The following is a 25,945-nucleotide window of genomic DNA, read 5'->3' as shown; positions in this document are numbered from 1 at the left end:
CTTACAACACACTCTACATGAGATATCTGTGGAAACATATTGGTGATTCATTGTTGGTGTGACTTCACCTAATGAGTACTATATTCACTAACATAATTACTCTTATTGCTTTTGACAACTTCCCATTATATGAATAATGAGAAGTTAGTTAATTCAACATCTATCTTAACGACACACTTCATGTATGTTTTGATAGAAGAACGATACTGATACGCATTAACATTGATTTTCCGTAAAGATGTCTCCCCTAAAATAAAGGGGGTTTGCTTAACCACTTTACAAGAACCTATCTTAGTTTTACTTATTAGCTAAATAATAATTATAATAATCATTATAATTATCTTCCTGCCCCACAATATTTCTATTTTGATAATGATTAATACTAAATGCTACGAACCCTTGCACATACTTACTTTCTATAGAAAGCTGCTCCGAAATTTGATCTTGTGATGCAGGTATATATTTAGATGATTTAACAACAAAAGTTTCTGTATCCGCATAAAGCTTTATTCCTAAAGCATCTGTCGCTTTTTTAGTATATGAATATAAACTATCTAACAGTTTCATTTTGTTAAAGCCTGCACCTATACTATCTTGTAATGCAACAATATCTATTCCAGTTCCATTTAAAATATTTTCAACCATTTTGGACCAGGTTGATAATGAACATAATAATGAAAACTTTCCCTTATAAAAGGGAGCAATCATTATATCTTTGGTACTATTCTGCTTGATTTCAAAAGTGATTTGCTTAAGAAAACTATTCAAATAGGATTGTTGAGTTTTAGTGGGCGCAGTTAATTGGTAAAATTCATGAGGAATATACCATCCCTCAAAGGAGCTATGAGATCCATACATTTCTACTATCTCTCTTACAATAGTTTTATTAATTTGTGCTTCAAAATTAAGCCAACGCTGACTAAAAGCATTCATTATCCACCAACGCTTATTAAAGCCTAATCCTATTCTAACCTTCATTCCAAGAGAATCCGCCGCCTTTAGAACTGTTCCAACCATATCTATATCATTATACGTATATTCTGCTATCTTTGTAGGATAAACTGCATACTTATCTTTTGTATCTGCTATTTCCTGAAGTATTATTTCGCTAATTCCAATATTCTGAAGCATAGTTAACTCATTAATCCATCTATCATACTCCCAACTCTTAGCGAACCAATATTGTATAAATGAACTACTAAACACTGGCTTCACTTGAGTTTTAAGTTTAATTTTAATGTTAGTTTCAGCTGTAGTTGTTTTTGTTTCCTTTTTAATTAATATTGCTATTATTAATAGAACAACTATACAGGCTGTGGCTATAATTAGGTAATTATTCATTTGAAACACCTCCATTTATATAGCAAATTCAGATATATGAATTAAACTATATTATTTTTTCCTTCTTTCACTACCATAATATTAAATTAAACAAAAATTATTATAGCCACAGTAAAAAAATAACTACGTCTTACAATTTTGCTGTGTAAAGATTTGCGTAAAAGTAGACCTACTAATTCCTTAAGGTTGGTTTTATTTTACGCTTACACTCATTAGATGTTTTATTTGCTATTGCTAATGGGCTTGAAGTACGTGTAATCAAGTTTTTGTGCCAATTGAAGAAAATAAACAATAGAGATATCTAGCAAAATTGGAGGTATCGCTTTATTTACATGACAAAAAAGCCAACCTTAGAAGGTTCGCCCCCCTAAATTCAAGGGGGGCGTGATAAATACTTCTTTTATCTTTTTAGCGTAGCAATCAGTCCTCCGTTCCTGATAACACCCCTGATGGTTAAAAAATTTTACAGGAATACTTTATTGATATAATCAAAGAATAAAAAAGGAGAAGTTTTAACCATATAAAATAATAATGGAGGTATTTTAAGTCATGAAAAAATCAAATAAAGTAGATAAGACAACTGACAAAAATCATTTAAAAAGTAAAGATTTCAATCCAGATCCAGTAGAAATAATTTGGAATAAAGATGCTAGAAAACCTGCTAATAATTCACCTGAAGATAATATTTAAACTACATTAATATTATAAGCCATTAGAAGAATTAAAGAGGTACCACTTCAATCCAAAAACTATTTTCAAAACGCCTATGAGTTCTGAGAGGCAAATTTGCAAATATAAGTTCCATTATGAAGTGGTACATCTATATAACTAAAATATAAAGATTAGTAGCAATCAATACTTCAATGGGAAGACCTGCATTTCGCATACATTTTGTATAAATAATCAAGAAAGTTTACTCAAACATATAGGAGCAGTACATCCATTTGGAAGTATGTCCACATCGGTAGTAGTGTTTCTCCGCGATTTTGGCAAGACGATCCACAACCAGTTTATCAGCATCTACAGTCGCGTCGTATTTGCTTTTCGCAATTTGGTCCGTTTCATAACGCTTCGTTGTTTCCGACTAATCACGTGTCAATCTTCCTGATGCAAGCGGGCTGTATGGAGTTACAGCGATTTTTTCTGCCTTACAAAGCGGCAGCATCTCTCTCCTCTTCACGGTATAAGAGGTTTAAATGATCCTGCATTGGCACAAAGCGTGTCCATCCATGTTTTTCAGCTACATATAACGCCTTCTGGAACTGCCATGCGTACATTGCAGAAGCACCAATATATCTTGCCTTTCCTTCCTTTACCACATCATGCAATGCTTCCATGGTTTCTTCGATCGGGGTATTGTAATCCCATCGATGAATCAGATAAAGATCTATATAATCTGTTTCAAGGCGCTTCAGGCTTTTGTCAATTTCACTGATAATTGCTTTTCGGGAAAGGCCGGAACCATTTGAACCTTTATGCATCTGCTCCTACATACTTTTCAAATCTTAGAATATTAACTGTACTAATACCATATAAAAGATAGTTCCTGCTGCAATTGAAAGAAACATATTTTTTTTCCATAATTGCAAAACAGCAACAACAATTCCTGCTGAAAGCTCAGGCAGTCCATGGCTACCAACTGAAATATCTATGCCTTTATAACAATAAATTACTAGCATGCCAAGCACTGCTGAAGGAAGTACTTTACCTAAATATTTTATGTAGTCAGGTGTTGACTTATCTGCCGGGAAAACAGCAAATGCAATAACTCTTGTAAATACCGTTCCAAGCACTACCATTCCTATTATAAAAATTTGTTGTATCAATGTCATGCTTCATCCACCTTCTTCTCTAAAGATTTTCTTAAAACCGTAAGAATAATTAAAATTGCTAACATGGATGCAAGAATAAAGTTGCTTTCTCCAAATATCATCAGACATGCTACCGAAAGTCCAATTCCACATACAGTACTATCGTGTATCTTTTCTTTCTGCCACTGATTGATAAAAATAACTATGAATAGAGCCGTCATTACAAAATCAAGTCCCTCTGTACTGAATTGCATCAGATTGCCAAAGACACCTCCAATAGTAGCCCCCAAAAACCAATACATATGATTAAATAGCGTTACAAAAAACATAAACCATCCCTTATCTATTCCTTCGGGGATATCCGTTGTACAATTGATGGAAAAAGATTCATCGCACATACCAAAGATAAGATACCACTTCTTTTTTCCTGTGTTATTATACTTATCCAACATGGAGATTCCATAAAAAATATGTCTTGCATTTACCATAATCGTTAAAAATAAAGCATTTAACGGATGAAAGGCGCCAATCAAAAAATTGGCTGCTACAAATTCCATTGAGCCTGCAAATATAGTAAGGCTCATTAAACTTGGATAAACCGCTGAAAAGCCAAGTGAACGCATATAAATACCATACGCAATCCCTAAAAAAGTAAAGCCTGCAAATATTGGCACCGTATGAGGGAATGCAGCAATTGCTGCTTTTTTAATAACCATTTTCTTTTCCATTTATTTCATTCCTTTGTATTGTTATATTTTGATACACATTTCTTTAACAAACTCATTTAGCTAATATATTATCATCGCAAATACATACAATCAACTATATAATTGTATGTATTACAATTTTCTCAAAAATGGAGGATGCTTATTATGCCAGTAAATTCATTTGAAAATTATCCTATGGGATGGAAACCTGACCGTTCACGTCTTAAACGCCCTTACTATCAATCAATTGCACAACTTTTGGAACAAGATATGAAAGATGGGTATCTGTCACCGAATACCAAATTGCCTCCTCAAAGAGAACTTGCTGATTATCTAGATTTAAATTTTACAACTATTACAAGAGCATATAAATTATGCGAATTGAAAGGACTCATTTATACCATTGCAGGAAGTGGAACCTTTGTATCTCCAAATGCAGCTAATTTCATTACGATTTCGGCTATCAAAGAGGAAAATCAATGCATTGAGTTAGGAATGGTGCATTCATTTGAACAGACGAATTACATGATAAATGACACCATTAAAAAAGTAGGGCATATGGCAAATCTGGATAGGTTGTTAGGCTATGACCACCCTGACGGTTTTGTTCATCATAAGCAAGCAGGACTAACATGGATGAACCAATTTGGGATACACGCAGACTTAAATCACATTTCACTTGTTTCTGGTTCACAGAATGCAATTGCAATTGCTCTATCTGCGCTATTTGAGCCAGGAGACCGTATTGCTACCGACTATTATACCTATTCTAACTTTATTGAGTTAGCTAAACTATTTCATCTTCAATTAATCCCTATTATTATGGATAAAAATGGAATGTTGCCATCCGATTTAGAATATCAGTGTAAAAAGACAGATATAAAGGGGATTTATCTGATGCCTTGTTGTAGCAATCCGACAACAATTGAAATGTCACATAAACGCAAACAAGAAATCAGTAATATCATTAAGCAACATAATCTGATTTTATTGGAAGATGACACCATGGCATTTTTATCAGCGGGTATCAATACCGATTATAATGGATCACTTTATCAGCTCATTCCTGATCAGAGTGTATACATTTGTGGAACTGGAAAATCGATTTGTTCTGGATTACGTATAGCTTATATTGTATATGGAGAACCCTTGGCTAAGCGAATTCAGAATGCCCTTTATAACATTAATGTGAAAACTTCGTCCTTAGATGCAGAAATCATTACCAGACTTATTTTATCTGGTAAAACGAATGAAATCTGTAAAACAAAAATAGAATTAGCAAAACAAGCAAACCATATATTTTCTACCTATTTTCCTCATTTACCTTCTTTCGGGAATCCTTTAAGTTTCTTTCGTTATATTCCACTTGAGACTGGAATAAATGCTGCAAAATATGAGGATGAATTGAATGCTATCGGAGTCAGGGTATTTTCTTCTAATCGCTTTATTACCTCTTCTGATAAAAAAAATCCTGGATTAAGGATTTCTCTTTCCTCAACCAAGGATTTAGATGAACTTAAAAATGGATTGCAAATTGTCTCAAACTATCTTCAAATATAAACAACCTTTCTGTAATTTTTAAATATAATTAAGGATGTATATTTTAGTATTCTATTTTATACTGACTTTAGTATAAAAATGATTATGTATATTAGATAAATCTACATCAAATACTATTTATGAATATTTATTAAAGAAGGTGTAACATATGCCAGGAAAAGCTAAACAATACGTTGACCAAAGTATATCATCAGTACAAACTACTGTTAACACATTACAACAAGCACTTAATTCTGCAGAAAAACCAGATAACAAAAACAAGATTCAACAAGCAATAAATTCCCTAAACGCTGCACAGCAACAATTATCAGGGTATCAAGATTAGTAAATATTTAAAATATTATTATTGAAATTCAATAAAAACACTTTACTCTAATCAACTTAGAGTAAAGTGTTTCTTTTAATAGGGGGCTCATCTAAACATTACATCTGCATATCAGTAACATAATTCTATATTCATGTGTTAAGTAGTTAAATGTTAGTAATCTGTTTTTATATCTTAATGCTTCGCTTCTCTTTCTTAAGGATTCTCTGAATAGAATATTTACCCTGAATAGCTGCTCCTGGTAGTCCACCAGGTGGATTAAGCCATTGACCTGCAAGAACAACATTATCAATTCCCTTGATGTTTGCCGATAGATATGAATTCTTTGCACTATGCTTAGTAATCATAAAGCTCTGATTGTATCCCTTATAAGCATTACAATAACGATGATAAGTAACTGGTGTCCAAATATCTAGAATTTTCATGTTCGAAGAGAGCATACTAAAATATTTTTACTCAATTATAGTAATTTAAAACTTAGCAGAAATATAATTCAATAATTAATTAAAAGATATAACAAAGATATTCTTTATATTTTTTGTTATACCTATTGCTTTGCTCTAAATACAATAAGCCTTAGGTGTTAGCTAATTATCTAATAATTTATATTTTAGAAGATGCATCTTTATTAAGTTTCTTTGGCACTCTATTTCTAAGTTCGATTTTAAGTTATTAAAAAAGCTCCGGGATTATTCCAGAGCTTCTTGCTATTATGATAGCTAAAATTACTATATAGAGTAAATCTTTTGTCGTCTTTCTTACAATTAAGCAATATTAAGTATAATATCTCTGCTTTGGATGGGTTGGTAATTTTGATTTAATATTTTCAAAAGTAATCAGTACAACACGACTTATAAAATTGGTTATTGTTGTTAATACAACACCAAATAGCTTCAGAATCTCAAATATCCATGGAAGCTTATTCCTCAAATCATTGATTATGGTCACAACTTTTCCATTTGTAGACCTTTCTTCATTATATTTATCATAATTTTCGTCAATATACTCTACTATAGTTTTCACTAAATATCTCAGAAGTTTTTCGTCTAAACCACTTGCTGTAATTTCAACATATTCATCTCTTAACCTTGTTTCTATTAACTCAATTACTCTGTCAACATCTTCCTTAGGTCTAGTCTCATTTTTTAAAATGTAATTCATGTCACTATCTATTGGAGTCTCTTCTTTTTGATCTTCCATTTGTCTGTAAAATTCGCTACGCACTGGTTGATGATATCTATACGTTGGTGCAATAGGATAATTGTAGTAGTATGGCCACATCGCATATGGGCATTGATAGAACCCGTTATGATTTTGCATCTAATTTCCTCCAAAAAGAACTACAATTATATAATATGCCTACTACCCACAAAATGATAATAATGTGGTGTTTCATTTTAGTTCGAGTTATTTATATAGTTGTTTTATATATTCAGGTCATTTCTTCGAAGGTCTTCCTTGCACGATGTACGCCCATATCATTATTCATAATTTTGTTGTGACAAATATAATATCACGTAAATAATTATTCTTAACACCTACCGCAATTTGAACAACCACTACAAGTATTTTTTTTATGACAGCTGCTGCACTTTAAACAATTCTTTTTTCTTAGAACAGGATTAAATAGTTCCATTTGCTTATATTCCTGAACTTGGGTATAAGTAAAAACGATGGGTGAGCCCTGATGGTAAAGTCCTGATTTTGCTGCCTGAATCTCTTGTAATTCCTTAGTTATATGATAATGCTTTCCATCTTTAATAAAATGAGATCCCGTTTCATAAAAGTTAAAATTCACATCGTACTGGACACACTGTTCATAAAGACTTTTTACCCATGCATAGTCACAAGGACGAGCCCCACTGTAATTTTCACCACCTACGGTAACGGTATCAATTTTTCCCTTTTCAAGATATTTTTCAATATGGATTTCTTCCAATAGTGGTGCTGCCACTACACCCTTATATTGAAACGGTAAGTCTAATAATATTGATATCCTCTCGTCAGCTCTGCGTTGATTTTCTGCTGTTACATTCATGCATATATTATTCCAACCATTACCCCAATCTTTTGGAAGACACGTTTCAACACGCTCGGCTCTTTTGGTGAGGAGAAAAAATAATACATCTGGTCGCTGCCTCATCATATCCCATGCTTCATCTCTCCAAGAATCTGCCTCTTCAAGGAAAAAGTCGGAGGTCATACACACCCTTATTCTTTCTCCACTTTTGATTTTATAATTTCCTTGACGATCCTTTTTCAACGGCAAATTAAAATTATTCTTAACTTTATATATCTCACTACCATGTCGGTTACGAGTTGAGTCTAAAAAGTACATATAACAGTTTTGACATCCCTCGCTTACTTTGCGGCATCCATGCCACGGATTCCAAATATTACTCATATAATCACCTAATTCTTTTATGTGCTAATATTATAGCAAGCATTGTCATCTTTTTATACTCAGCCTAAGACCATGTAAACAATTATATCAACCAGTACAGCACCAATGACCACCATAGTAATCGGTAACCTTACCCAACTAAGAAGTATAGCCGCCAATGCACCTATGGTACCAACGCTCATATGATTTGTATCAACCGATAATACTCCCGGAAATATCAGTGCGGTCATTGCGGTATATGGAATCAAACTCAAAAATTCTTCCATTCTTTTCCCACACTTTATCCTATCAACCAACACTGCTGGTATTGCTCTTGGTATATAAGTTACAATCATCATCCCTATAATCAATAAATAAATTCTCATTTATATCACATCCCTATACTTACTCTGCAACAGCAACATCTTCTTCATTTTCCACAATAACTACGCCAATCGCCGCACTAATTAGTGTTGCAAAAATAATAGCCCAACTAGATAGCATAAATCTGCTTAAAATAAGATTTATAACCGCTGTTATCAGTACTACTATACCAAGCCTCAGACTTTTCTTAACATTCGGAACTAATAATCCGATAAACATGGCATATAGCGCTATACCAAGACTACCTGATACCACAGTTGGAAGAAACTGTGATGCCACACATCCAATCACCGTTCCTGCAATCCATGAAGAATAGGTGGTAGATATCAAACCAAAAAAGAAAAAGGAAGAGCACTTTTCTTCATCCATAGTTGTAAAGATAGCAAATGATTCATCAGTAATACCAAAAGCAAGTAATAATTTCATTCCTGCTTTTGTTCCTTTTAAACGGTTCATCACACAGGTACTCATCATCAGATGCCTAAAATTTAAAATAAATGTTGTAATTACTACTGCAAATATGCCTGCCCCCTGGGCAAACATCCCTGCAGCCATCATCTGGCTGGATCCGGCAAATACCAAAACTGACATCATAACTGTCTGGCTTATAGAAAGACCGCTCTGTCCTGCCATCATAGCATAGGCAATCCCTACTGGAATAAAGCCAAGGACTACCGGAAGTCCTGCCCTTACGCCTGCTAAATACTGTTTTCCTCTACTCATTTTAGTACTCCTCAATAAAAATTTCTGCAATAGAATAAAGGGCAGCTTTGCCACTCATCTTAATACGTTCTCCACAATAAGTCAGATAAAGCGTACCGCCTCGTTTCGATACCTGTCTTGCCACCATTTCAGTCTTATTCAGTTTCTTATACCAGTAAGGCAGAAGACTACAATGCATAGAACCACATACCGGATCTTCGTTGACATTTAGTTTTGGCCAGAAGGATCTGGATACAAAATCATATTCTTTCCCTTTTGCAGTCACAAAGACCGCAAGTCCTTCTGGAAATTGTTTGATTTTCTCAAAATCAGGTGTTAGATTATGTACCGTTTCTTCGCTGTCCAGAAGAAATATCAAATCACGCCCCTTATATACTTCAACAGGTGTCACTCCCAATGCATCAATCATGGCATCTGTCAATTCATATGGCTCTGTTTCAATACTCGGAAAATCCATTTCATACAAATCACCCTTTTTCGTTACTGTGAGTTTACCGCCCAACGTATCAAAATGAATCGTCTGTGCATCTTTTTCTACAAAACACATTAAGATATAACCTGTTGCTAAAGTAGCATGTCCGCATAAATCAATTTCTCCACCGGGAGTAAACCATCTAAGTCGATATCCATCATTTTCTTTTACCGTAAATGCAGTTTCAGATAAATTATTTTCCACAGCTATTTTCTGCATCGTATCATCAGAAAGCCACTTATCAAGCACACATACACCTGCCGGATTTCCTTCAAACACCTTATCTGCAAATGCATCAACAACATAATATTTCATGTCAAGTCCCTCCTAAATTTGAATTTCTTTCATGATAACAGAAACAAAAATTGCACACAATAAAATAATTGTGTGCAATACAATTTTTTTGAGTAAAACATGTTGCTGATTACATTTGTTTTTCTTTCAAAAGTTCTTTCAAAATCTTTAATCCCTGTTTCAACTGCTCCAAACTCTCCGCTGCCCCTATAGCAAGACGTACTGCCGCAATGGGCTTTGCCTTACCTACAGTAAATCTTTCTGCCGCATAAACCTTGACTCCCTTTTCAAATGCCATTGCTTCAAACCGTTCTCCACTCATACCATCAGGCAGTAGTAGCCATCTGAAAATACTTTCGTCATTCCCCATAATCTGGTAGCCTGTCAAATATTCATTTACAAGCTGGTTCCGTTTCTTTATCCTTTCACGCTTTGCATCAATTAACTTATCTACATTTCTTGATGCAATCATACGGGAAGCCAGTTCCATTAAGAATGCTGATGGAGAAAGATTTATACTATAAAGTGCTGTTTTCAAATCATTCTTGTAGTGCTTTGGTGTCACAATATAGGCCATCCTTAGTGCCGGTATTACTGTTTTAGACAAGCTTGTAATATATACTGTCTGTTCAGGAGCATATGATGCTACGGCAGGCAAAGGTTTTTCCATAAGTAAGCTATTTATTCCATCTTCTATGACAATCAGATGATTCTCTTTTGCGATGCGGGCAATCATTCTTCGGCAATCCTCTGACATTATATGTGTTGTTGGATTTTGATAATCGGGCATAATATATATGCCTTTTATGTTCTCATTTTTACAAGCATACAGTAATCCATATTCACTAATTTCATGATTCTCATGCTTAATTGGAACTAACTCAATTCCCAGCGTTTTAGCTGCACTCTTCATGCCCGGATAAGTTAATGGATCAGTACCTATTCTGTCTCCCGGTTGAAACAGTCCTGCCAAAATAGCTGCTATTGCATTCTGACTACCACTTGCTGGAATGAGCAAATCAGCCGTAGTTTTATATCCTGCTTTTTCTATTAACTTAACAGCAGCCTCTCTTTGCCACGCTCTTCCTTCTAAACTGCCATATTGAAACAGTTTTCCAAAATCAGGCTCTGTCATCATCTTTTGCAGTAATGCAATAATCTCATCCTGAGATATAATTTCTGGCAGCATAGAACCCATTTCAATTAATTGTGATGCATTATCCGGCGTCAGAAAGGTATTGGCATTTACGTCATATGAAACAAAAGTTCCACTTCCTACTGTACCACTCAGTAACCCCTTTTTCCTACACACTTTAAATGCTCTTGAAACTGTACTCACATTAATATCAAGAAAATCAGCCAGTTCTCGCTGTGGTGGCAGTTTAGTTCCCGGCAATAAAACACCATCAGCAATATCCTTTTCAAGTTGATCCACTAGGGATAAATATAATGGTTGATTTGTTTTCTCTAATTTTGGTTTCCAACTCATTGGATAACTTTCAAATGAATTAATAGGCATAATACTCCTCGTATCTAAGTTATTTATCTTTTTCTTGTGCGAAATACTCCATCTTCTTAAGATGGAGATGGAGATGGATAGCATATTTTCGAAAATATTCAATATATTTTGGAAAATCATTATTAAATTGTATAATATTAAGCCTTTTAGTTAAAATATAAATGTTAAATGTTCTTTTTAAACTGAATATATGAGGTTGTAGGGAGAATACGAAAATGCGAAAACCAAGCTATGCCTTCCCTACGTAAAATATTCAAGGCTAAAGTACGGAACATTGCGTACAATAGGGTAGGAACTACCCGATTTCAAGCCTGTGGAGACAGTAGGTTACGAACTCTAGGAAACAGGAAGCCATCCACTTCTAAAGTGATGGTAGTTCACAAATAATCTTTGTATTCCAATTTCCTCGAGTATATCAAAGTTTTTCATCTGTTGTATACTGTATTTTCTTTGAAAACTCCCAAATTTCTTTTAAAAATATTAAATTATAATAGTTGAGATGTTAGAAGATGTTTTAGCAATCTCAGAGCATTACTTAAACAACGATCAAGCATTAAGAACAATCATAAAAGAAAGAAATATTGGAGTAGTTGGTAATGCAAAAGTAACAAAAATAACTCCTAATGGCATTAGCTATGCAAAAGATGGACAAGAACATATCCTTCATATTATTGCAGCTGGCTATCGTTCAAATAATCAGTTAGAGTATGCTCTTGATGGTAAAGCGGAATATTTAACAGTTATTGGTAATGAAGAAGTCCCAAGAAAAATTCTTACTGCAGTACATGAGGGATATCATACAATACGAGTAATGTAATTAAAATAGAGATTAAGAAAGATGTTAAAAGCTCCATGCATTTAACATCTTTCTTATTATTTAATTCAATAAATATATATATGCTTTTCGTAAGGAAATGGGCTCGGTATCTCAGGATTACCCCAATCAAACCACCATTTCCAGACCTGCATCACATTCTTAATTTTTCTTTTTTTATATTTAGCAGATTTAAGAATATTGTTGATCATTGTATATTATTTAAGGTAAGTCTAAAAGTAACTACCCTTAATGAGCACTATAAGAAAAAAGTGTACTAACCTTTTAATTAAGAAACAAACTAAATGTTGTAATCATCAATATCAAACTCGTAGTTTTTATAATAATATTTACGATCTTCTTCTGTAATTTCACGAATAACCTTGCATGGATTTCCTACTGCTATCACATTATCTGGAATATCTTTGGTAACGACACTTCCCGAACCTATAACAACATTATTTCCAATGTGAACTCCAGGATTTACAACAACATTTCCACCAAGCCAAACATTATTTCCTAGTATGTTTTTGACTTAATATAACCGCTCTGATCAATTATTATTGAAAATGTACTATACATTTTTAGAGAAGGTAATCCAACCTAAGTTTTGGTATATAGAAAAAGCTAATGTTTGGAGATGGAAGACCAATGCCATTAATGCAATGGTGAATGACTATAAGGATCAAATATAGGGGATACATTTTTTACGCTTGCAACGACAGTAACGAAAAGGTAAGAGAACCGGCTCAATGGGCAATAAAAAAACTGAATCTGCTATAAGTACTTTCTTTTCAATCACATATATTGTAGATAAAATTAAAATTGAATTTTCTAATATATATTCTAATTAAAAAATGACAAAGGGTAATAATCCTTTGTCATTTTTTAATTAAGATATCTATATATTATTAATTAGCTGTTCTAGCTAAAGCAATCTCAAAGTCTGTAACATATGTATCTACATACTCACCTAATATATCTATCAAGTGTATTGGAGATACTCCATTATCATATACCATTTTTAATAAATTATGTACTTTATGTCTTTGTGGACTTATTGAAGCTATGGCTTCTATTTCAGTATTTATTAAATTACCATTGCTGATATCATATCTCTCAACTTCTATTCCGTAAGTTTGGACCTTAACTTTGTCCTCACCTATTGAAAGTCTCAGTTCGTTCCTTACTAATTTATAAAAATACATATAGTTAACTTCATTTTGAATTTCGTTTCTAGTTAAGATTTCTACAATTTTCATTTAAATATCCCCCTATAAAATATCACTTGGAATTAAGTAGTTCTAAATTAATTTATTTAAAGTAACACATTTAATTTACTGTCTTCAGCCTATAAAAATAATATCACTTTATTAAAAAGAAATATGTCACTTTTTATAACTTAATAAGAATAAATTATCCCTTTGAAATGACACAATTACTTATATTGAGTTGATTTCATAAATCAGTAATTGTAATGGTTGGTAGTCATTTACATATATTATGAAATATATTACATTTATTACGAATTACTTGTCGAATAACAAAAGTTATTGACTATATTTTTTAAATTTTATCAATAGTTTCCTTGAATTTATTGTCCTCTATCCTTAGGTATTTACAGTATATTCCAATGAACCACTCCTACTTTAGAAGTAGGAGCTTCCTGCAAAACCTGTGTTTTCTTCTCGCCCAAATCATCTATCAGTCTTAGTTGTTCTAGTTTCAATACATCTTACAAAATCTTATTAGACTCTCTCAACAGTATTTTCTCCCAACTTCCTTCAGATTCCTCCTCACGGAGGACACCCTTGTCTTCGGCTAGTGGTTCCCACTATCAAGCCCACAGCGGACTTTCACCTCCAAGTTGTCGCCCATGCTGGGCACACGCAAATAAAAAAACCTAGAATCCAACTTCTAGGTTTTTTTGGTGCGGCAGAAAAAATTGGAACCCCTAATCAACTTATAAAGTTCTTGTAATTTTTTCTCATATACTCTATTAATAGCTTGTCTAATTCCTGACTACAAAGTACTACTTCAACATCAGTTAGTTCTTTATTTACAACAAGAAAACATAATATCTCACGTAAATTTTCAATAGTCTTTATCAAATCGTTCATTATCAACCTCATCACTTATTTTTAATATTTAACATCGGCATATATTAAATAAAATCTAACTGCTCAATTCGAAATGTAGTTACCTACAGATCCAATTTTGAAACCATTAAGTTATTCTTATATTATTTTGTTATAAGTGATATAGTATCTTTTGCAATCATTAGTTCTTCATTAGTTGGTATAGCAAATGCTTTAACCTTCGAATCTTCAGTACTTAATTCAGCTATTTTTCCTCTTACATTATTTCTTTCATCATCTATTTCAAGTCCAAAAAATTCTAATCCCTTGCATATTTCCGCTCTTATTTCTACTGAATTTTCACCAACACCAGCAGTAAATACTATGCAATCTACACCACCCATTGCTGCTGCATATGAACCTATATATTTTCTTACTCTGTAATAAAACATATCAAGGGCTATTTTTGCTCTTGTATTTCCTTCTGCTGCAGCACTTATTATATCTCTAAAATCACTGCTTACACCTGAAACTCCTAATGCTCCTGATTTCTTGTTTAATAAAGTGTTTACTTCTTCTGCAGAATAGCCTAATTCGTTAATCAAATAGAAAATAACTGCTGGATCTATATCTCCACATCTTGTACCCATTACTAATCCTTCAAGCGGAGTGAAGCCCATTGAAGTGTCTACTGACTGACTGTTCATTACAGCAGTTATACTTGAACCATTACTTAAGTGGCAGGTAATGATTTTAAGGTCTTTAACATCTTTACACATAACTTCTGCCACTTTGTCAGAAACATACTTATGAGAAGTTCCGTGGAAACCATATTTTCTTATATTATGCTCTTTATATAATTCATATGGTATAGCATATAGAAATGCTTTTTCTGGCATTGTTTGATGAAATGCAGTATCAAATACAACTACCATTGGTGTGTTTGGCATTAAAGCTTTGCAAGCATTTATTCCGATTATATTTGGAGGATTGTGAAGTGGTGCTAGTTTTGCACAATCTTCTAAATCCTTCATCACCTCATCAGTTACAAGAACTGAGCTTGAGTATTTTTCCCCACCGTGTACTACCCTATGGCCGATAGCTGCTATTTCGTCCATTGATTTAATAACACCGTTAGTGCTATCTACTAAAACATTAAGAACCAACTTTATCGCATCTTTATGACTTGTCATAAGTTGTTTAATTATATATTTATCTCTTCCTTCAACCTTTTGAGTAAGTATTGAACCCTCTATTCCTATTCTTTCAACTAACCCTACAGCAAGAGGTTCTTCATTTGACATATTAATAAGTTGATATTTTAATGATGAACTTCCACAATTTATAACTAATATATTCATTTTTATTCCTCCCCAAAACTAACCATTACAAAAACTAACTACTATATCTATAGTTGAGCTATTTATTATTTGCTGCCTGTGCTTGAACTGCAGTTAATGCTACAACGTTAACTATATCCTCTGAGCTGCAACCTCTTGAAAGATCGTTTATTGGTTTAGCAAAACCTTGGCAAACTGGTCCGATAGCCTCAGCATTAGCAAATCTTTGTACAAGTTTGTAGCCTATATTTCCCGCTTGAAGATCAGGGAATATTAATACATTTGCTTTTCCAGCCACCTTACTATTTGGTGCTTTTTGTGAAGCCACCTTTTCAACTATAGCTGCGTCTAATTGCATTTCTCCATCTATCATAAGATCTGGTCTTAGTTCTTTTGCTTTTTCTGTTGCTTTTCTTACCTTTTCAACTAATTCATGATCTGCTGATCCCATAGTTGAGAAAGATAACATTGCAACTCTTGGCTCAACTTTGCAAAGGTTTCTTGCAGTATCTGCTGTTGCAATAGCTATTGCAGCTAATTGATCTGCAGTTGGATTTGGATTAACTGCACAATCTGAGAATAGTAACATTCCTTCTTCTCCATAATTTGATCCTGGAACCATCATGATAAAGAAGCTAGATACTACTGATACTCCTGGTGCAGTTTTTATTATTTGTAGACCTGGTCTTAATAAATCACCAGTTGTATGAATCGCACCTGAAACCACTCCATCAGCGTCATCCATCTTAACCATCATTGTACCAAAGTAAAGAGGATCTCTAACGATTTTATCAGCTTTCTCTAATGTCGTCCCCTTGCTTTTTCTTAACTCATAGAATCCACTGATATATCCTTGAAGTTTATCTGATGTTTCTGGATCTTCAATAGTAACTCCTTCAAGATTAACCCCTAATTCTTGAGCCTTTTCTTTTATTCTAGTAGCATTTCCTACTAAAATAACATGAGCTAAACCTAATTCTGTTATTTTTTGAGATGCTACTAATGTTCTTTCTTCATCTCCTTCAGGAAGTACAATCTTTTTTCTATCTTGTTGTGCCATTTCCCAAATTTGTTTCATAAGTTCCATGTTAAATTCCCCTTTCAATCGAAACGAAATTGTATATAATATATTTTAACTTTGGTTAATTTAATAAAGTCATATGTTTAGCACAATAAGTTAATTTATTTAAAACCTAATCATACTTTTAGTATTTTTCCCCTTAAATTATGTTGAAAATCACCTAGAAATGTTACCTTGCCAGTAGCCATATTGTATTTAGCTGGAATCACGTCAATATTACCATTATATTCTAATTTCTTAATTACAGAACTCTCTAAAAGCCTATTAATCGAACGTAATATATTTTCGTTTTCAACCATTGGTGCTATCTCTTCGGCTTTAGCATTCTTAGAAGTAGACTTTATATATTCAACTGCTGGAGTAATATTTCTTACAATAGCTTCCACATTAGGTGAAACATCGCCCCCATCAATAGCCGCCTTTACCGCACCACATCTATCATGTCCAAGAACATTTGCTACTGCAATAGTATTTGGATTAGGTGAAATTAAATTTCCAGCCTTACCTCCACCTACCATAGCCAAAAGTATTGAAGATTTAGTAAGTCCAACTTTTTTCGCTACAGATAATGCTATTGGTGCAACTATAATAACTGCAACTGTAATGAATACTCCTACTGCAGTGATAACCATAGTTGCTAAAGAGATTGCTAAGAGTGCTTTTTGTTCACCCAATTTTTCTACTATAGTTTCTGCAATTTTTTCTGCTGCACCAGACTCAATTAAAATTCCTGCTAATACACCTGCTGCTAATACACGAACTACTGCTCCCATTACGCTATTAGTACCGTCAATAACAATTTGTGTTATTTGAGCTAAATTAGCTCCTCCTACAAGTCCACCTATAATAGCTCCAGTAAAAAGAGAATATACAGGACTTACCTTTCTAAAAATTAATATTATAGCAATTGCTAATCCAAGTATTGCTCCACTCCAATGAATAACTGGCATTTTAATTCCCCCTTAAATTAAATAGTTTTACGTGTACTTATAATACAATAGTGATTTAAAGTTAACGTTTTCTTATCTTGCATATTAATAATAATACATTTATTTATTCTAAGATATTGTTTACTTAACGTTTTTTTTTGTTCATTTGCACAACCATCTTGCTATAGTCAGATCACTCCTAAAACTGGTGGCCTGCTTTAGCCCTATAAGAGCATGTTGCTAGTTGTGTCTTAAGACACATAGAATAATCTATTATCTACATATCTTTCCACAAGCGTCCCCCAAAGGAACCTCATTTTTGTATCTTTCTACACATGTCTATAAAACGTTTACAGCAATGAGATTTGATGCCACATGATTCCATAAGTTTTAATTCCTCCTTAATTAAACAATTTTAAGTGTATTTATAATACAGAGGTGATCTCACGTTGAAGTTAACGTTTACTCACCTTGTACATTAATAATAATACATTTATTTACCCTACGATATTGTTTACTTGACCATTTTTTCTGTTCATTTGCACAATCAACCTTATTATAGTCGGAGTCACCCGTAAAACTATTGGCTTGCTTTAGCTTTATAAGGTCATGTTGCTAGTTGTGTCTTAAGGCATATAGAACAATCTGTGATCTATATATTTTCCTACAAGCGTCCCTCAAAAAGGCTTCATTTTTGTATTTTCTACATATATCTATAAAGTGTTTACAATCTTAGTACCTGATGCTATAAGTGACAATATACTTTTATAGGAAGAGACCTTAATTCTAGGATTTAGAAAGGCTATCATAGCAAACTTTAGAAGATTTTATTTCTTTTGTTTTTACTAATAAATCTGAAAAGCAAAAGAAAAAACTAGGAAAAACCTTCATGGGGAGAGCTCTAGAAAAACCCTGATTTATAATACTAAAATGATGCTCCTAAAAGTGAGTGGCATTGAACCTATTCATCTTTACCTGAACTTCACTTTGTTAATTACAGCAAATAATTAAAGGGCATCTCCTTTTCTCATGAGATACCCTTCTGAATTACACTTTCATATTAACTTAATATTGAAACTCCATCAAGATTTAGCTTCCTTGTTCTTATTTCTATTACATTAGTATATAGTCCTACTTCCTTCATTCTCTTAAAGTACTCTGCTCCAGCAAATGAGAAGGCCCCTCTGTCAGAAGGGCTTTCTTTTGTATATTATATCTATTCTTAATGTGGCCCTTGAAACGGCTGCTCCCTCAATGCGAACACCTTTCGGAAAGCGGGAAGCTGACGCTTGATTTCCACCGGTCCTTCCAAACGACCAAAGGCTAGATGGGAATGAGGTGTGCTGTATCGGTACCATAGGATCCTGCCGTCGCGTGTGAAGGCATAGAGAACGCCGTCCTGTCCAGCTACGACCTCGTGGAACTCATTCCAGCCAGAACCAACCACTCTGTACTGACGTCGGGGCGAGGAGAGGCTTATCCTGTAACTTTCCCAGGTATTCGCGCCAGTCAGGTAACCGAGATGCTTATATTGCAGTAATACTCCGTCCTTGCGAAGGGCGTAGATGATTCCATCCCCCCCGGAAAAGACCTTGGCAAAGTCTGCCCATCCCGTTCCGACTTTAATCTGGCCAGACCAGGTGTTAACGTCACCGCCAGACAGAGCGGCGTGATGGCGATACCAGAGCAAGTCACCGTTGGGCTGGATTCCATATACAACGAATTCACCTCCCGAGAAGATCGACTTGAAGCCATTCCAGCCCCATCCGACCTTACGAGGTCCGCGCCAGCGAGGGGAACCATCATAGCATCCGTCATGTCCGTACCACAGTAGATCACCATTCTGTTCTACGCCATAGATTGCGGGGCCGCCCCCGGAGAATACCGAGGTAAAGCGGTCCCAGCCGTAGCCTACCTTAATGGGACCTAGCCAATTGGTCGAACCACCTGGACGACTCGACTCTAAGTTGCGATACCAATGAAGATCGCCGTTTAGTGCGATGACATAGAGATAATTCGGAGGGTATGCCGGCGTAGTGGGAAACGTGCCGATAAGCTGCTTCTTGAGCGTTCCTGTGGTGGCGACGTGTTGGAGCGTCTGAGCCAGCTGATACAATATGTCTACCCCGGCGTTGGTCTCGGCTTCGATCTCCAGCTCAGGCATTCCCAGGCTACCAGGATTGACCGTGCACAGTGCGCTGTCGCTTTCCATGTAAAGGTCGAAGGAGTCGCCTCGCTTCCTCTCGCCGCTCATCCAGTTCTGGACATCAAAAAACCACTTGCAAACGCGGTTAACTGGATGCGCGGTGCTGGCAATCGGAAAGGCACGAATCCTCCATTTGATATTTTCCGTGATGGACTGCGGCGTCCCAAACTCTCCACTAAGGTATTTGTCGAAGCCGGGCCGAACCGAGACAGCAGCAAGGTGGCGTGTGATCCGTCCTGCATCGTCATCCAGACGCCTGCGTTCACCCATCCGCACAACCCTTTCGCGTGCAGCCAGCCAGGTGAGCACTGCCATCACATAAACTGGAAGTGTCGGCTGGCTCTTGAATTTCATTCGTTCTAGGTAGGTAGCTCTAACCATTTTCCCGGTTTGCGGGTCGACAACGTTCTTTGCCTCTACATCCGTCCATCGCCAGATATCATAGTTGCTGCGGAGGAACTTGTCGAGTGTGATCCCTGTTTCATTGGCAATCCGCACTGCTGCGTTCACATCCTGAGATGGGGTGTTTTGCAAGTCCAGACTGTGGACCCTTACTTCATCGAGATAGTCCAACAGACGCATGAGCGTATCCCGATTTTCTGCGGCCGCTACATCTTCCGTGAGCTTATCCAGCCTTTCTTTGACTACGTTCAGTTCGAACTGGATGTGATCGATTTGCTTTTGCAGGGCCCGCAGTGCGTTAGGAACGGTAGTATCTTCCGTCATCCAGCCTATAACTTCCACAACAAAAGCTACTGCTTTAATTCCTACTGCGATGGCAGCTCCCTCGGGCCCAGAAGCCGCCACCACCGCTACTACTGTATCAAGGACGGAAGCCTCCAGCTCAACGCCCTTATCTGTCAACTTGGTATCGTCAGCCATGAAATAACCTCCTTTTCTTTTCACGTTTTGTGTGACCATATTAATGTCTACTTAAAGAATTTCACTTTTTTCCAAAGCAGTAAGTGTGACGTATCCTTTTATTTAAATATATAGGATTGTTTTTAAATTATGAATGTTTGAAGAAAGATCGGTTGGCATAATAGCCCTTATTTCGGCAAATGCCGTATAATCGAAAGCCAGAATAATTTGCAGTACCAATATCATCTTACTGTTTCATGAACTATCACTTCACCCGACTTCAGACCTTCACCGACATACAAGTGCCCATTCTGGGCGTACCATAAAAAAGGTAGAGTCATTTTTTATGCTCTACCTTTCAAAATATAATTTACCGATTTTACAGTTGAATGCTTCATTTTTCTACTCCTTTAACTTTTACAATATTTTGATAATATGATAGTGAAGGTATGCTCAAACCATATGCTTTAACTTCGTATTTTCTGTTAATTGTTAATGACCAATACAAAGCCTCAGAATTAAATTTTAATTCCGGTAAACTATTAACATTTTCAAATATCTTTATATTACCATCTTCCATTTGTGAATAAATTAAATACGTATCAACATTATCATGTTTTATTATTCGTTTATTTGTAATGGTTACTATGTAAGTGTTTCTAAAAAAATGGGGAAAGAACATAATTACACCTATAGTTACAATAACGCTAATTATTACTGCTCCAATCCTAAATTTTATAAAATTATTATTTCTAAATTGATAAAAAATATTTTTTATCATAAGATCCCCTTAGTTTCAATAAATTTACTCTCTTTAATTCTTATTTCTTATTTTTAGACATTAGTATATAGTAGATGTAAATATTTTTTTAATTAATTTATACAGTAAATTTTGAAAAAATTACTTAATCATTATGATATAGATCAAATAATTAAAGGGCATCCCTTTTCTCATGAGACACCCTTCTGAATTGTATTTTCATATTAACTTATAGATACACCACTTCATAAATGAATATATAATTAATGAAAAAGCATTGCATGTCGAGGCTATTTGCTGCAATTTTACAAAGTGAAATTTGCTCAAATTTAGTGGGCTCGATGTCTACTAAATTTTATTTAACATTTAATTGTTTAAGGATTGAAGTTGTGTATCCTTATTAAAAGCTCCATCAAGATTTAGCTTCTTTATTCTTATTTCTACTTCATTAATATTAGTAGTATATAGTCCTACTTCCTTCATTCTCTTAAAGTACTCTGCTCCAGCAAAGGTATATCTGTCCATTCTTCCTTCTCTAGTAGTAGCCTTTTCATTTGTATTTTCATTTGCATAAGCTATTAAATCACCTATAGCAATAGATCTTGGCAATATCAAAAGTGGCATTCCTAAAGCAAGTCTTACAGCGTTGTGACCAGCTAAATTTCCTGTATAAATAGCTTCTCCACGCTATACCAAAATGCAAGAATTAAACAAAAACTGGTAATTAATATACGGGAACTTAATGCTGTTTTTTCACTCTTCCCAAAATATTCACTCTTTTATATTTCGTGCACTAAGTTCCTCGAGTATTACCTATATGTTCACGGAATTCTTCAAATTTGATGCCAAGTCTTCAGCTGCCTCAATATATTGCTTTGGCTTGAAAGCGTGAATAACGTGATTTGCAGGTATCTTTTTATATTGTGCATGAGGCACCAACTCCAAAATCTGCTGAGCATCCTTATCGTCCATTGCTCCCACCAGTCCATATTCAGGATAACTTATCTTTGCACCAGAACTCAGACATTTATGGCTAATTGTGCGGAAGGACGAAGCGATACGCGTCTGGATGGTGTTGATGACCGCCGCCTGCTGGGCACTTGCCCTTGTCGGGATAGCCGTTGAAGAACATTCCATAGCACTTCACACAGAATTCCCAATCGCCTTGAGCTTTCGAGGTAGGAGGGACATTGTGCGGAAGGACGAAGCGATACGCGTTTGGATGGTGTTGATGACCGCCACCTGCTGGGCATTTGCCCTTGTCGGGATAGCCGTTGAAGAACATCCCATGACACTTCACACAGAATTCCCAATCGCCTTGAGCTTTCGAAGTGGGAGGGACATTGTGCGGAAGGACGAAGTTATATCCAATGGCTTCGTGACTGCCGCCTGCTGCACACTTTCCTTTATCGGGATAGCCGTCGAAGAACAGCGAGTGACACTTCCCACAATACCGCCAGTCGGCCTGCCCTAGGGAGGCTAATTTTAGTGGTGATGATACAGATGGATTGCTGGTAATTTGAAAGGTTAATTCATAATGTCCCTCAGCGCTTCGTATAGTCAATTTCTTTTGCTTAGTCCCGGCAGAAATCAAATCAGAACCGTCTAATCTCAGTTCTACTGTACCAATGTGGTCATCATCAAGGGCGAACGGGATAGGCAAATCCACCCCATTGAGGGCATTAGTAATGTCTTGAAGCAGCCTTCTAGCTCTTACAGACCTGTCCGGTTCGCCAAGCGTTGAATTCAATGAAATGGTTGCTACAGTTAACACTAATGTCCGATACTGGTCTGGATTTCCATTGTCGTTCTCCAGTAGAGATACAATAAATATTACATCATCTATATTTGCTATATCTTCTGGCTTATGATTAACTCCCCAAAATGGGGGCCCTGAATTAGTCTTAGTTTCTCCTTCGTCAAAGTCCTCCCATATGCCATAGCGAACAACATTTAAATTTACAGGCGAAACACCTGCAATATTCCGTCGTAGATCCACCGAAGTTACTAGTACATACGGTTCTTCAGAAGCGGACGATTCATTTATTTCACGGACACACTTAATAGTATTAAGATTAATTGTAAGGCACCTGTTGGAACAGTCTCGATTTATTGGAATGGAAGAGTATGCTTTTCGAATTGAGTATGGATTGTACCAGTTGGGTTTAAAAATCTGACATGGCGGAACACATTCATAATAATACGCTCCCGCAGCTATGCAATCCATTAAACATTGGTCATAAGTATAAGGTGCTCTCGAGTAGGAATATATAGGATAGTAATAGGGATAATGGTATTGCCGTTGACTCGAAGGTGAAAGTTGGTGATAACACAAAGTCAATCACTCCTTATCTTAATCTTACTTATTTATAATTATAAAAACCTAATAACAATTTATCTTATTCTATATGGAAAATACTGTTACTCCACTTCAAGTGATTAACTTCTTTATTTTCGATAATATTTAATTAATTCTTGCTTTTTCTTATAATTACACCCTTACTTCAATGCTAATTAGCTACTCTCCAGAATGAAGGTAGTAAAATTCACTAGAAGTCCTATATCCCAAACTTGAATGTAGTCTTCTATATATTATAGAAATCTATAAAATCTTTTACTATTCTATATGCTTCCGTATAACTCTTAAATTCATTGAATACAGCTTGTTTTCCTATTAAAACTACATACATTTTACCTAAATCTTTGTAACAAAAATGAGTATTCTCAGATAATTTGAGAATACTCATTTTTTCGTTTTCACGATGTTTTTCTTTGTAAAGTCGTGTTGGCACACCTTTCTGCTTAACTTACCATAGCTAACTTCCCAGTTGGAATCTTTAAAATAACAACACCTTTTTCATCAAGTTCTTTTACTATGTTTTCAGACAGTGTATCTTTTTCAAGCTTACATGATTCATTAAAAGCATCTAACTGATCTCCATTTCTTTTCTCTTGAACATCTTGAACTCCTGCTCTTTCACTAACACTTATTCTTGGTCCATAGGATGGGCACCTTGATATGCACATTGAACATCCATTTCTTATTCCTATAACAAATAATAGCTTACATTGACCAAGATTGAGCCTATGTGCCAAAATAGACAACCTCGAACTCGGTTTTAAAGACCAGCCTACATCCAGAGCACGGCTGTTCCACTCTAGATCTATCCCATGACAATTGTCTAAATTCGAGCCATAATCAGGAAGATTTAGACCTTTTCAAGAAAAATTCTTCCAGCTTTCTACGACATTCCTCAAGCTCATACCGAGGTAGCTTCATTTGTGATAGACGAAAAGCGGTGTACTCGTCATAGATCCGGTTATTAGGCCACAAGGAACTAAATTGGTAAGCAGCGAGCGCATCAATATCAGTTGTCGTATCGATGCTCGTGCCAACCCGCGTAAGAAAACGATTGAGTACTATGTCTTGCTTGGTGTCTATGTTTGCAACTACGGATGGATTCCATTCCTTTGCATTTGTAAGCGACCAATGCGTATCAAAACACACGGTAATTGGTTTACCAGATGGTATGGAAAGCCAGTACTTCCCCTCCTCATTAGTATACACGTAGCCCACACGCTGCAAACCGTGATATGCCGATACTTTGATATTAAAAATAGGTATCCGATCATATCCTTGTACCTGCCCAGAAATAGAAATGGTTTTAGCTGCTCTAGTATTTTCCTCCCTTTGAGTAGGGTAAGGGGATATTGTTGGAATCTGACATATCCAGCGACATTCTCTTTCAGTATCCCCTCCAAGTCTTAGGAATTCTTGAACACATTGTTCGTCATAGTCATTGGTTTCTGTTGGAATTGAGTAGGGATATATAGGATAGTAATAGGGATAATAATATTGCCGTGGACTGGAAGATGAATATGGACGATAATACAAAGTCCATCACTCCTTATTTTAATATTAGTTTTCCTGATAATATATGTATGGTCCTCTATTTATAAATGTTCCTTACCATGTAACTTATGTGAAAAGAAAGAGTCAGGGTATGTTTTTAAAATAAGTAAGGACATCCCTTTTTCTTATGAGATACCCTTTTAAATACCACCTTTTTTTAACGTTATTGGAATAATTCATTAGCTTTTATTTCAGGATGATGATATCGTCCTCTTTTCAAGGTATTTTTCTTATATTGTATAGGTTTTTGTGGACACCACTGCATACAAGCAACGCAAGATTCACATTGATGCTTCCACTGTGGTTTTCCATCAATCATATCAATATTGTTTGCAGGACAAACCTTCGAACATGTGCCACAGCCATTACACTTTTCTGTTGTCCAAAAATTCTTATCTTTATCATTTGGCTTAAAAAAAGTACTGTATAGTAAACTAATGATAG

General features: G+C 35.3%; 27 protein-coding genes and 3 pseudogenes. 4 read left to right on the top strand and 26 right to left on the bottom strand.

Annotated features, from left to right (window positions below):
* Nucleotides 1-297: 297 nt before the first annotated feature.
* Nucleotides 298-1,341 (bottom strand): DUF4434 domain-containing protein, encoded by a 1,044-nt coding sequence (locus CPJCM30710_RS05240; protein WP_212903125.1) that lies wholly within the window; start codon nucleotides 1,339-1,341, stop codon nucleotides 298-300.
* A 549-nt stretch (nucleotides 1,342-1,890) separates the two neighbouring features.
* Here CPJCM30710_RS05240 and CPJCM30710_RS05235 point away from each other — a divergent pair.
* A complete protein-coding gene (locus tag CPJCM30710_RS05235) occupies nucleotides 1,891-2,031 on the top strand; it encodes a hypothetical protein (RefSeq protein ID WP_212903124.1) in 141 nt (46 codons plus the stop codon).
* A 458-nt stretch (nucleotides 2,032-2,489) separates the two neighbouring features.
* On the opposite strand, the gene CPJCM30710_RS17780 is transcribed toward CPJCM30710_RS05235, so the two are convergent.
* Genes CPJCM30710_RS17780 through azlC form a run of 3 tightly spaced genes read right to left on the bottom strand, consistent with a single transcriptional unit; the run spans nucleotide 2,490 to nucleotide 3,880 of the window.
* A complete protein-coding gene (locus CPJCM30710_RS17780; protein WP_246503460.1) occupies nucleotides 2,490-2,822 on the bottom strand; it encodes an aldo/keto reductase in 333 nt (110 codons plus the stop codon).
* A 24-nt stretch (nucleotides 2,823-2,846) separates the two neighbouring features.
* A complete protein-coding gene (locus CPJCM30710_RS05225; RefSeq protein ID WP_212903123.1) occupies nucleotides 2,847-3,173 on the bottom strand; it encodes a branched-chain amino acid transporter permease in 327 nt (108 codons plus the stop codon).
* Nucleotides 3,170-3,880 carry an azaleucine resistance protein AzlC gene (gene azlC / locus CPJCM30710_RS05220; RefSeq protein ID WP_212903122.1) on the bottom strand — a complete coding sequence of 237 codons (711 nt, stop codon included), beginning with the start codon at nucleotides 3,878-3,880 and terminating at the stop codon, nucleotides 3,170-3,172. Before azlC ends, CPJCM30710_RS05225 begins: the two co-directional genes overlap by 4 nt.
* 144 nt (nucleotides 3,881-4,024) lie before the next feature.
* Here azlC and CPJCM30710_RS05215 point away from each other — a divergent pair, with 144 nt between their 5' ends.
* Nucleotides 4,025-5,419, top strand: a complete 1,395-nt coding sequence (locus CPJCM30710_RS05215; RefSeq protein WP_212903121.1) for an aminotransferase-like domain-containing protein — start codon at nucleotides 4,025-4,027, stop codon at nucleotides 5,417-5,419.
* Between the two features lie 148 nt (nucleotides 5,420-5,567).
* Nucleotides 5,568-5,744 (top strand): hypothetical protein, encoded by a 177-nt coding sequence (locus CPJCM30710_RS05210; protein ID WP_212903120.1) that lies wholly within the window; start codon nucleotides 5,568-5,570, stop codon nucleotides 5,742-5,744.
* Between the two features lie 167 nt (nucleotides 5,745-5,911).
* Here the strand turns inward: CPJCM30710_RS05210 and CPJCM30710_RS05205 are convergent, their stop codons facing one another.
* From CPJCM30710_RS05205 to CPJCM30710_RS05175, 7 genes are all read right to left on the bottom strand, one after another.
* Nucleotides 5,912-6,169 carry a hypothetical protein gene (locus CPJCM30710_RS05205; RefSeq protein WP_212903119.1) on the bottom strand — a complete coding sequence of 86 codons (258 nt, stop codon included), beginning with the start codon at nucleotides 6,167-6,169 and terminating at the stop codon, nucleotides 5,912-5,914.
* A gap of 349 nt (nucleotides 6,170-6,518) precedes the next feature.
* A complete protein-coding gene (locus CPJCM30710_RS05200; protein WP_212903118.1) occupies nucleotides 6,519-7,064 on the bottom strand; it encodes a hypothetical protein in 546 nt (181 codons plus the stop codon).
* Between the two features lie 211 nt (nucleotides 7,065-7,275).
* On the bottom strand, nucleotides 7,276-8,148 hold the full coding sequence (locus tag CPJCM30710_RS05195; protein ID WP_212903117.1) for a DUF5131 family protein: 873 nt from the start codon (nucleotides 8,146-8,148) through the stop codon (nucleotides 7,276-7,278).
* Nucleotides 8,149-8,207: 59 nt separating this feature from the next.
* Nucleotides 8,208-8,513 (bottom strand): AzlD domain-containing protein, encoded by a 306-nt coding sequence (locus tag CPJCM30710_RS05190; protein ID WP_246503459.1) that lies wholly within the window; start codon nucleotides 8,511-8,513, stop codon nucleotides 8,208-8,210.
* Between the two features lie 19 nt (nucleotides 8,514-8,532).
* Nucleotides 8,533-9,249, bottom strand: coding sequence for an AzlC family ABC transporter permease (locus CPJCM30710_RS05185; RefSeq protein WP_246503458.1), 717 nt, complete (start codon nucleotides 9,247-9,249; stop codon nucleotides 8,533-8,535).
* The gene (locus CPJCM30710_RS05180; protein ID WP_212903116.1) at nucleotides 9,236-10,021 is read right to left on the bottom strand and encodes a PhzF family phenazine biosynthesis protein; all 786 of its coding nucleotides are present in this window, start codon (nucleotides 10,019-10,021) and stop codon (nucleotides 9,236-9,238) included. The genes CPJCM30710_RS05185 and CPJCM30710_RS05180 overlap by 14 nt, the downstream gene beginning before the upstream one ends.
* Nucleotides 10,022-10,130: 109 nt before the next feature.
* Complete coding sequence (locus CPJCM30710_RS05175; protein WP_212903115.1) at nucleotides 10,131-11,519, bottom strand: aminotransferase-like domain-containing protein; 1,389 nt, start codon at nucleotides 11,517-11,519, stop codon at nucleotides 10,131-10,133.
* Between the two features lie 499 nt (nucleotides 11,520-12,018).
* Between CPJCM30710_RS05175 and CPJCM30710_RS05170 the strand changes: the two genes are divergently transcribed.
* Nucleotides 12,019-12,336, top strand: coding sequence for a hypothetical protein (locus CPJCM30710_RS05170; protein ID WP_212903114.1), 318 nt, complete (start codon nucleotides 12,019-12,021; stop codon nucleotides 12,334-12,336).
* 298 nt (nucleotides 12,337-12,634) lie between these two features.
* Here the strand turns inward: CPJCM30710_RS05170 and CPJCM30710_RS05165 are convergent.
* The 15 genes and pseudogenes from CPJCM30710_RS05165 to CPJCM30710_RS05095 all read right to left on the bottom strand — a co-directional run.
* A pseudogene (locus tag CPJCM30710_RS05165) lies at nucleotides 12,635-12,856 on the bottom strand (DapH/DapD/GlmU-related protein); the annotation flags it as partial.
* A 388-nt stretch (nucleotides 12,857-13,244) separates the two neighbouring features.
* A complete protein-coding gene (locus CPJCM30710_RS05160; protein WP_212903113.1) occupies nucleotides 13,245-13,595 on the bottom strand; it encodes a DUF6514 family protein in 351 nt (116 codons plus the stop codon).
* A 696-nt stretch (nucleotides 13,596-14,291) separates the two neighbouring features.
* Nucleotides 14,292-14,453 carry an aspartyl-phosphate phosphatase Spo0E family protein gene (locus tag CPJCM30710_RS05155; RefSeq protein WP_212903112.1) on the bottom strand — a complete coding sequence of 54 codons (162 nt, stop codon included), beginning with the start codon at nucleotides 14,451-14,453 and terminating at the stop codon, nucleotides 14,292-14,294.
* Between the two features lie 122 nt (nucleotides 14,454-14,575).
* Nucleotides 14,576-15,772 carry an acetate/propionate family kinase gene (locus CPJCM30710_RS05150; protein WP_212903111.1) on the bottom strand — a complete coding sequence of 399 codons (1,197 nt, stop codon included), beginning with the start codon at nucleotides 15,770-15,772 and terminating at the stop codon, nucleotides 14,576-14,578.
* Between the two features lie 58 nt (nucleotides 15,773-15,830).
* Nucleotides 15,831-16,838: a phosphate acetyltransferase gene (gene pta / locus CPJCM30710_RS05145; protein ID WP_212903110.1), complete on the bottom strand. Its 1,008-nt coding sequence runs from the start codon at nucleotides 16,836-16,838 to the stop codon at nucleotides 15,831-15,833.
* Nucleotides 16,839-16,948: 110 nt separating this feature from the next.
* Nucleotides 16,949-17,782 carry a GntT/GntP/DsdX family permease gene (locus CPJCM30710_RS18210; RefSeq protein ID WP_212903109.1) on the bottom strand — a complete coding sequence of 278 codons (834 nt, stop codon included), beginning with the start codon at nucleotides 17,780-17,782 and terminating at the stop codon, nucleotides 16,949-16,951.
* A gap of 1,201 nt (nucleotides 17,783-18,983) precedes the next feature.
* A complete protein-coding gene (locus tag CPJCM30710_RS05135; protein ID WP_212903108.1) occupies nucleotides 18,984-20,849 on the bottom strand; it encodes a tachylectin-related carbohydrate-binding protein in 1,866 nt (621 codons plus the stop codon).
* Nucleotides 20,850-21,222: 373 nt separating this feature from the next.
* The gene (locus CPJCM30710_RS05130) at nucleotides 21,223-21,609 is read right to left on the bottom strand and encodes a DUF1523 domain-containing protein (RefSeq protein ID WP_212903107.1); all 387 of its coding nucleotides are present in this window, start codon (nucleotides 21,607-21,609) and stop codon (nucleotides 21,223-21,225) included.
* A gap of 345 nt (nucleotides 21,610-21,954) precedes the next feature.
* Nucleotides 21,955-22,269 (bottom strand): annotated as a pseudogene (locus tag CPJCM30710_RS05125) (hypothetical protein); the annotation flags it as partial.
* Nucleotides 22,270-22,401: 132 nt separating this feature from the next.
* On the bottom strand, nucleotides 22,402-22,560 hold the full coding sequence (locus CPJCM30710_RS05120) for a hypothetical protein (RefSeq protein WP_212903106.1): 159 nt from the start codon (nucleotides 22,558-22,560) through the stop codon (nucleotides 22,402-22,404).
* Nucleotides 22,561-22,621: 61 nt separating this feature from the next.
* On the bottom strand, nucleotides 22,622-23,815 hold the full coding sequence (locus CPJCM30710_RS05115) for a hypothetical protein (RefSeq protein WP_212903105.1): 1,194 nt from the start codon (nucleotides 23,813-23,815) through the stop codon (nucleotides 22,622-22,624).
* A 358-nt stretch (nucleotides 23,816-24,173) separates the two neighbouring features.
* Nucleotides 24,174-24,380 (bottom strand): hypothetical protein, encoded by a 207-nt coding sequence (locus tag CPJCM30710_RS05110; RefSeq protein WP_212903104.1) that lies wholly within the window; start codon nucleotides 24,378-24,380, stop codon nucleotides 24,174-24,176.
* Nucleotides 24,374-24,627: pseudogene (locus CPJCM30710_RS05105) on the bottom strand (FAD-dependent oxidoreductase); the annotation flags it as partial. The pseudogene CPJCM30710_RS05105 and the gene CPJCM30710_RS05110, both read right to left, overlap by 7 nt.
* 160 nt (nucleotides 24,628-24,787) lie before the next feature.
* Nucleotides 24,788-25,483: a hypothetical protein gene (locus CPJCM30710_RS05100; RefSeq protein WP_212903102.1), complete on the bottom strand. Its 696-nt coding sequence runs from the start codon at nucleotides 25,481-25,483 to the stop codon at nucleotides 24,788-24,790.
* A 181-nt stretch (nucleotides 25,484-25,664) separates the two neighbouring features.
* Nucleotides 25,665-25,940 (bottom strand): EFR1 family ferrodoxin, encoded by a 276-nt coding sequence (locus tag CPJCM30710_RS05095; protein ID WP_246503473.1) that lies wholly within the window; start codon nucleotides 25,938-25,940, stop codon nucleotides 25,665-25,667.
* Between the last annotated feature and the right edge of the window lie 5 nt (nucleotides 25,941-25,945).

Source organism: Clostridium polyendosporum (assembly GCF_018332455.1).
GTDB lineage: Bacteria > Bacillota > Clostridia > Clostridiales > Clostridiaceae > Clostridium_AY > Clostridium_AY polyendosporum.
This window is presented reverse-complemented; position numbering and strand designations above follow the sequence as displayed.

Bases quoted from the DNA above. Each gene is read 5' to 3' on its own strand.
- CPJCM30710_RS05240 (WP_212903125.1), bottom strand. From the start codon at position 1,341: ATGAATAATTACCTAATTATAGCCACAGCCTGTATAGTTGTTCTATTA.
- CPJCM30710_RS05235 (WP_212903124.1), top strand. From the start codon at position 1,891: ATGAAAAAATCAAATAAAGTAGATAAGACAACTGACAAAAATCATTTA.
- CPJCM30710_RS17780 (WP_246503460.1), bottom strand. From the start codon at position 2,822: ATGCATAAAGGTTCAAATGGTTCCGGCCTTTCCCGAAAAGCAATTATC.
- CPJCM30710_RS05225 (WP_212903123.1), bottom strand. From the start codon at position 3,173: ATGACATTGATACAACAAATTTTTATAATAGGAATGGTAGTGCTTGGA.
- azlC (WP_212903122.1), bottom strand. From the start codon at position 3,880: ATGGAAAAGAAAATGGTTATTAAAAAAGCAGCAATTGCTGCATTCCCT.
- CPJCM30710_RS05215 (WP_212903121.1), top strand. From the start codon at position 4,025: ATGCCAGTAAATTCATTTGAAAATTATCCTATGGGATGGAAACCTGAC.
- CPJCM30710_RS05210 (WP_212903120.1), top strand. From the start codon at position 5,568: ATGCCAGGAAAAGCTAAACAATACGTTGACCAAAGTATATCATCAGTA.
- CPJCM30710_RS05205 (WP_212903119.1), bottom strand. From the start codon at position 6,169: ATGAAAATTCTAGATATTTGGACACCAGTTACTTATCATCGTTATTGT.
- CPJCM30710_RS05200 (WP_212903118.1), bottom strand. From the start codon at position 7,064: ATGCAAAATCATAACGGGTTCTATCAATGCCCATATGCGATGTGGCCA.
- CPJCM30710_RS05195 (WP_212903117.1), bottom strand. From the start codon at position 8,148: ATGAGTAATATTTGGAATCCGTGGCATGGATGCCGCAAAGTAAGCGAG.
- CPJCM30710_RS05190 (WP_246503459.1), bottom strand. From the start codon at position 8,513: ATGAGAATTTATTTATTGATTATAGGGATGATGATTGTAACTTATATA.
- CPJCM30710_RS05180 (WP_212903116.1), bottom strand. From the start codon at position 10,021: ATGAAATATTATGTTGTTGATGCATTTGCAGATAAGGTGTTTGAAGGA.
- CPJCM30710_RS05175 (WP_212903115.1), bottom strand. From the start codon at position 11,519: ATGCCTATTAATTCATTTGAAAGTTATCCAATGAGTTGGAAACCAAAA.
- CPJCM30710_RS05170 (WP_212903114.1), top strand. From the start codon at position 12,019: ATGTTAGAAGATGTTTTAGCAATCTCAGAGCATTACTTAAACAACGAT.
- CPJCM30710_RS05160 (WP_212903113.1), bottom strand. From the start codon at position 13,595: ATGAAAATTGTAGAAATCTTAACTAGAAACGAAATTCAAAATGAAGTT.
- CPJCM30710_RS05155 (WP_212903112.1), bottom strand. From the start codon at position 14,453: ATGAACGATTTGATAAAGACTATTGAAAATTTACGTGAGATATTATGT.
- CPJCM30710_RS05150 (WP_212903111.1), bottom strand. From the start codon at position 15,772: ATGAATATATTAGTTATAAATTGTGGAAGTTCATCATTAAAATATCAA.
- pta (WP_212903110.1), bottom strand. From the start codon at position 16,838: ATGGAACTTATGAAACAAATTTGGGAAATGGCACAACAAGATAGAAAA.
- CPJCM30710_RS18210 (WP_212903109.1), bottom strand. From the start codon at position 17,782: ATGCCAGTTATTCATTGGAGTGGAGCAATACTTGGATTAGCAATTGCT.
- CPJCM30710_RS05135 (WP_212903108.1), bottom strand. From the start codon at position 20,849: ATGGCTGACGATACCAAGTTGACAGATAAGGGCGTTGAGCTGGAGGCT.
- CPJCM30710_RS05130 (WP_212903107.1), bottom strand. From the start codon at position 21,609: ATGATAAAAAATATTTTTTATCAATTTAGAAATAATAATTTTATAAAA.
- CPJCM30710_RS05120 (WP_212903106.1), bottom strand. From the start codon at position 22,560: ATGGACGATAAGGATGCTCAGCAGATTTTGGAGTTGGTGCCTCATGCA.
- CPJCM30710_RS05115 (WP_212903105.1), bottom strand. From the start codon at position 23,815: ATGGATTGCATAGCTGCGGGAGCGTATTATTATGAATGTGTTCCGCCA.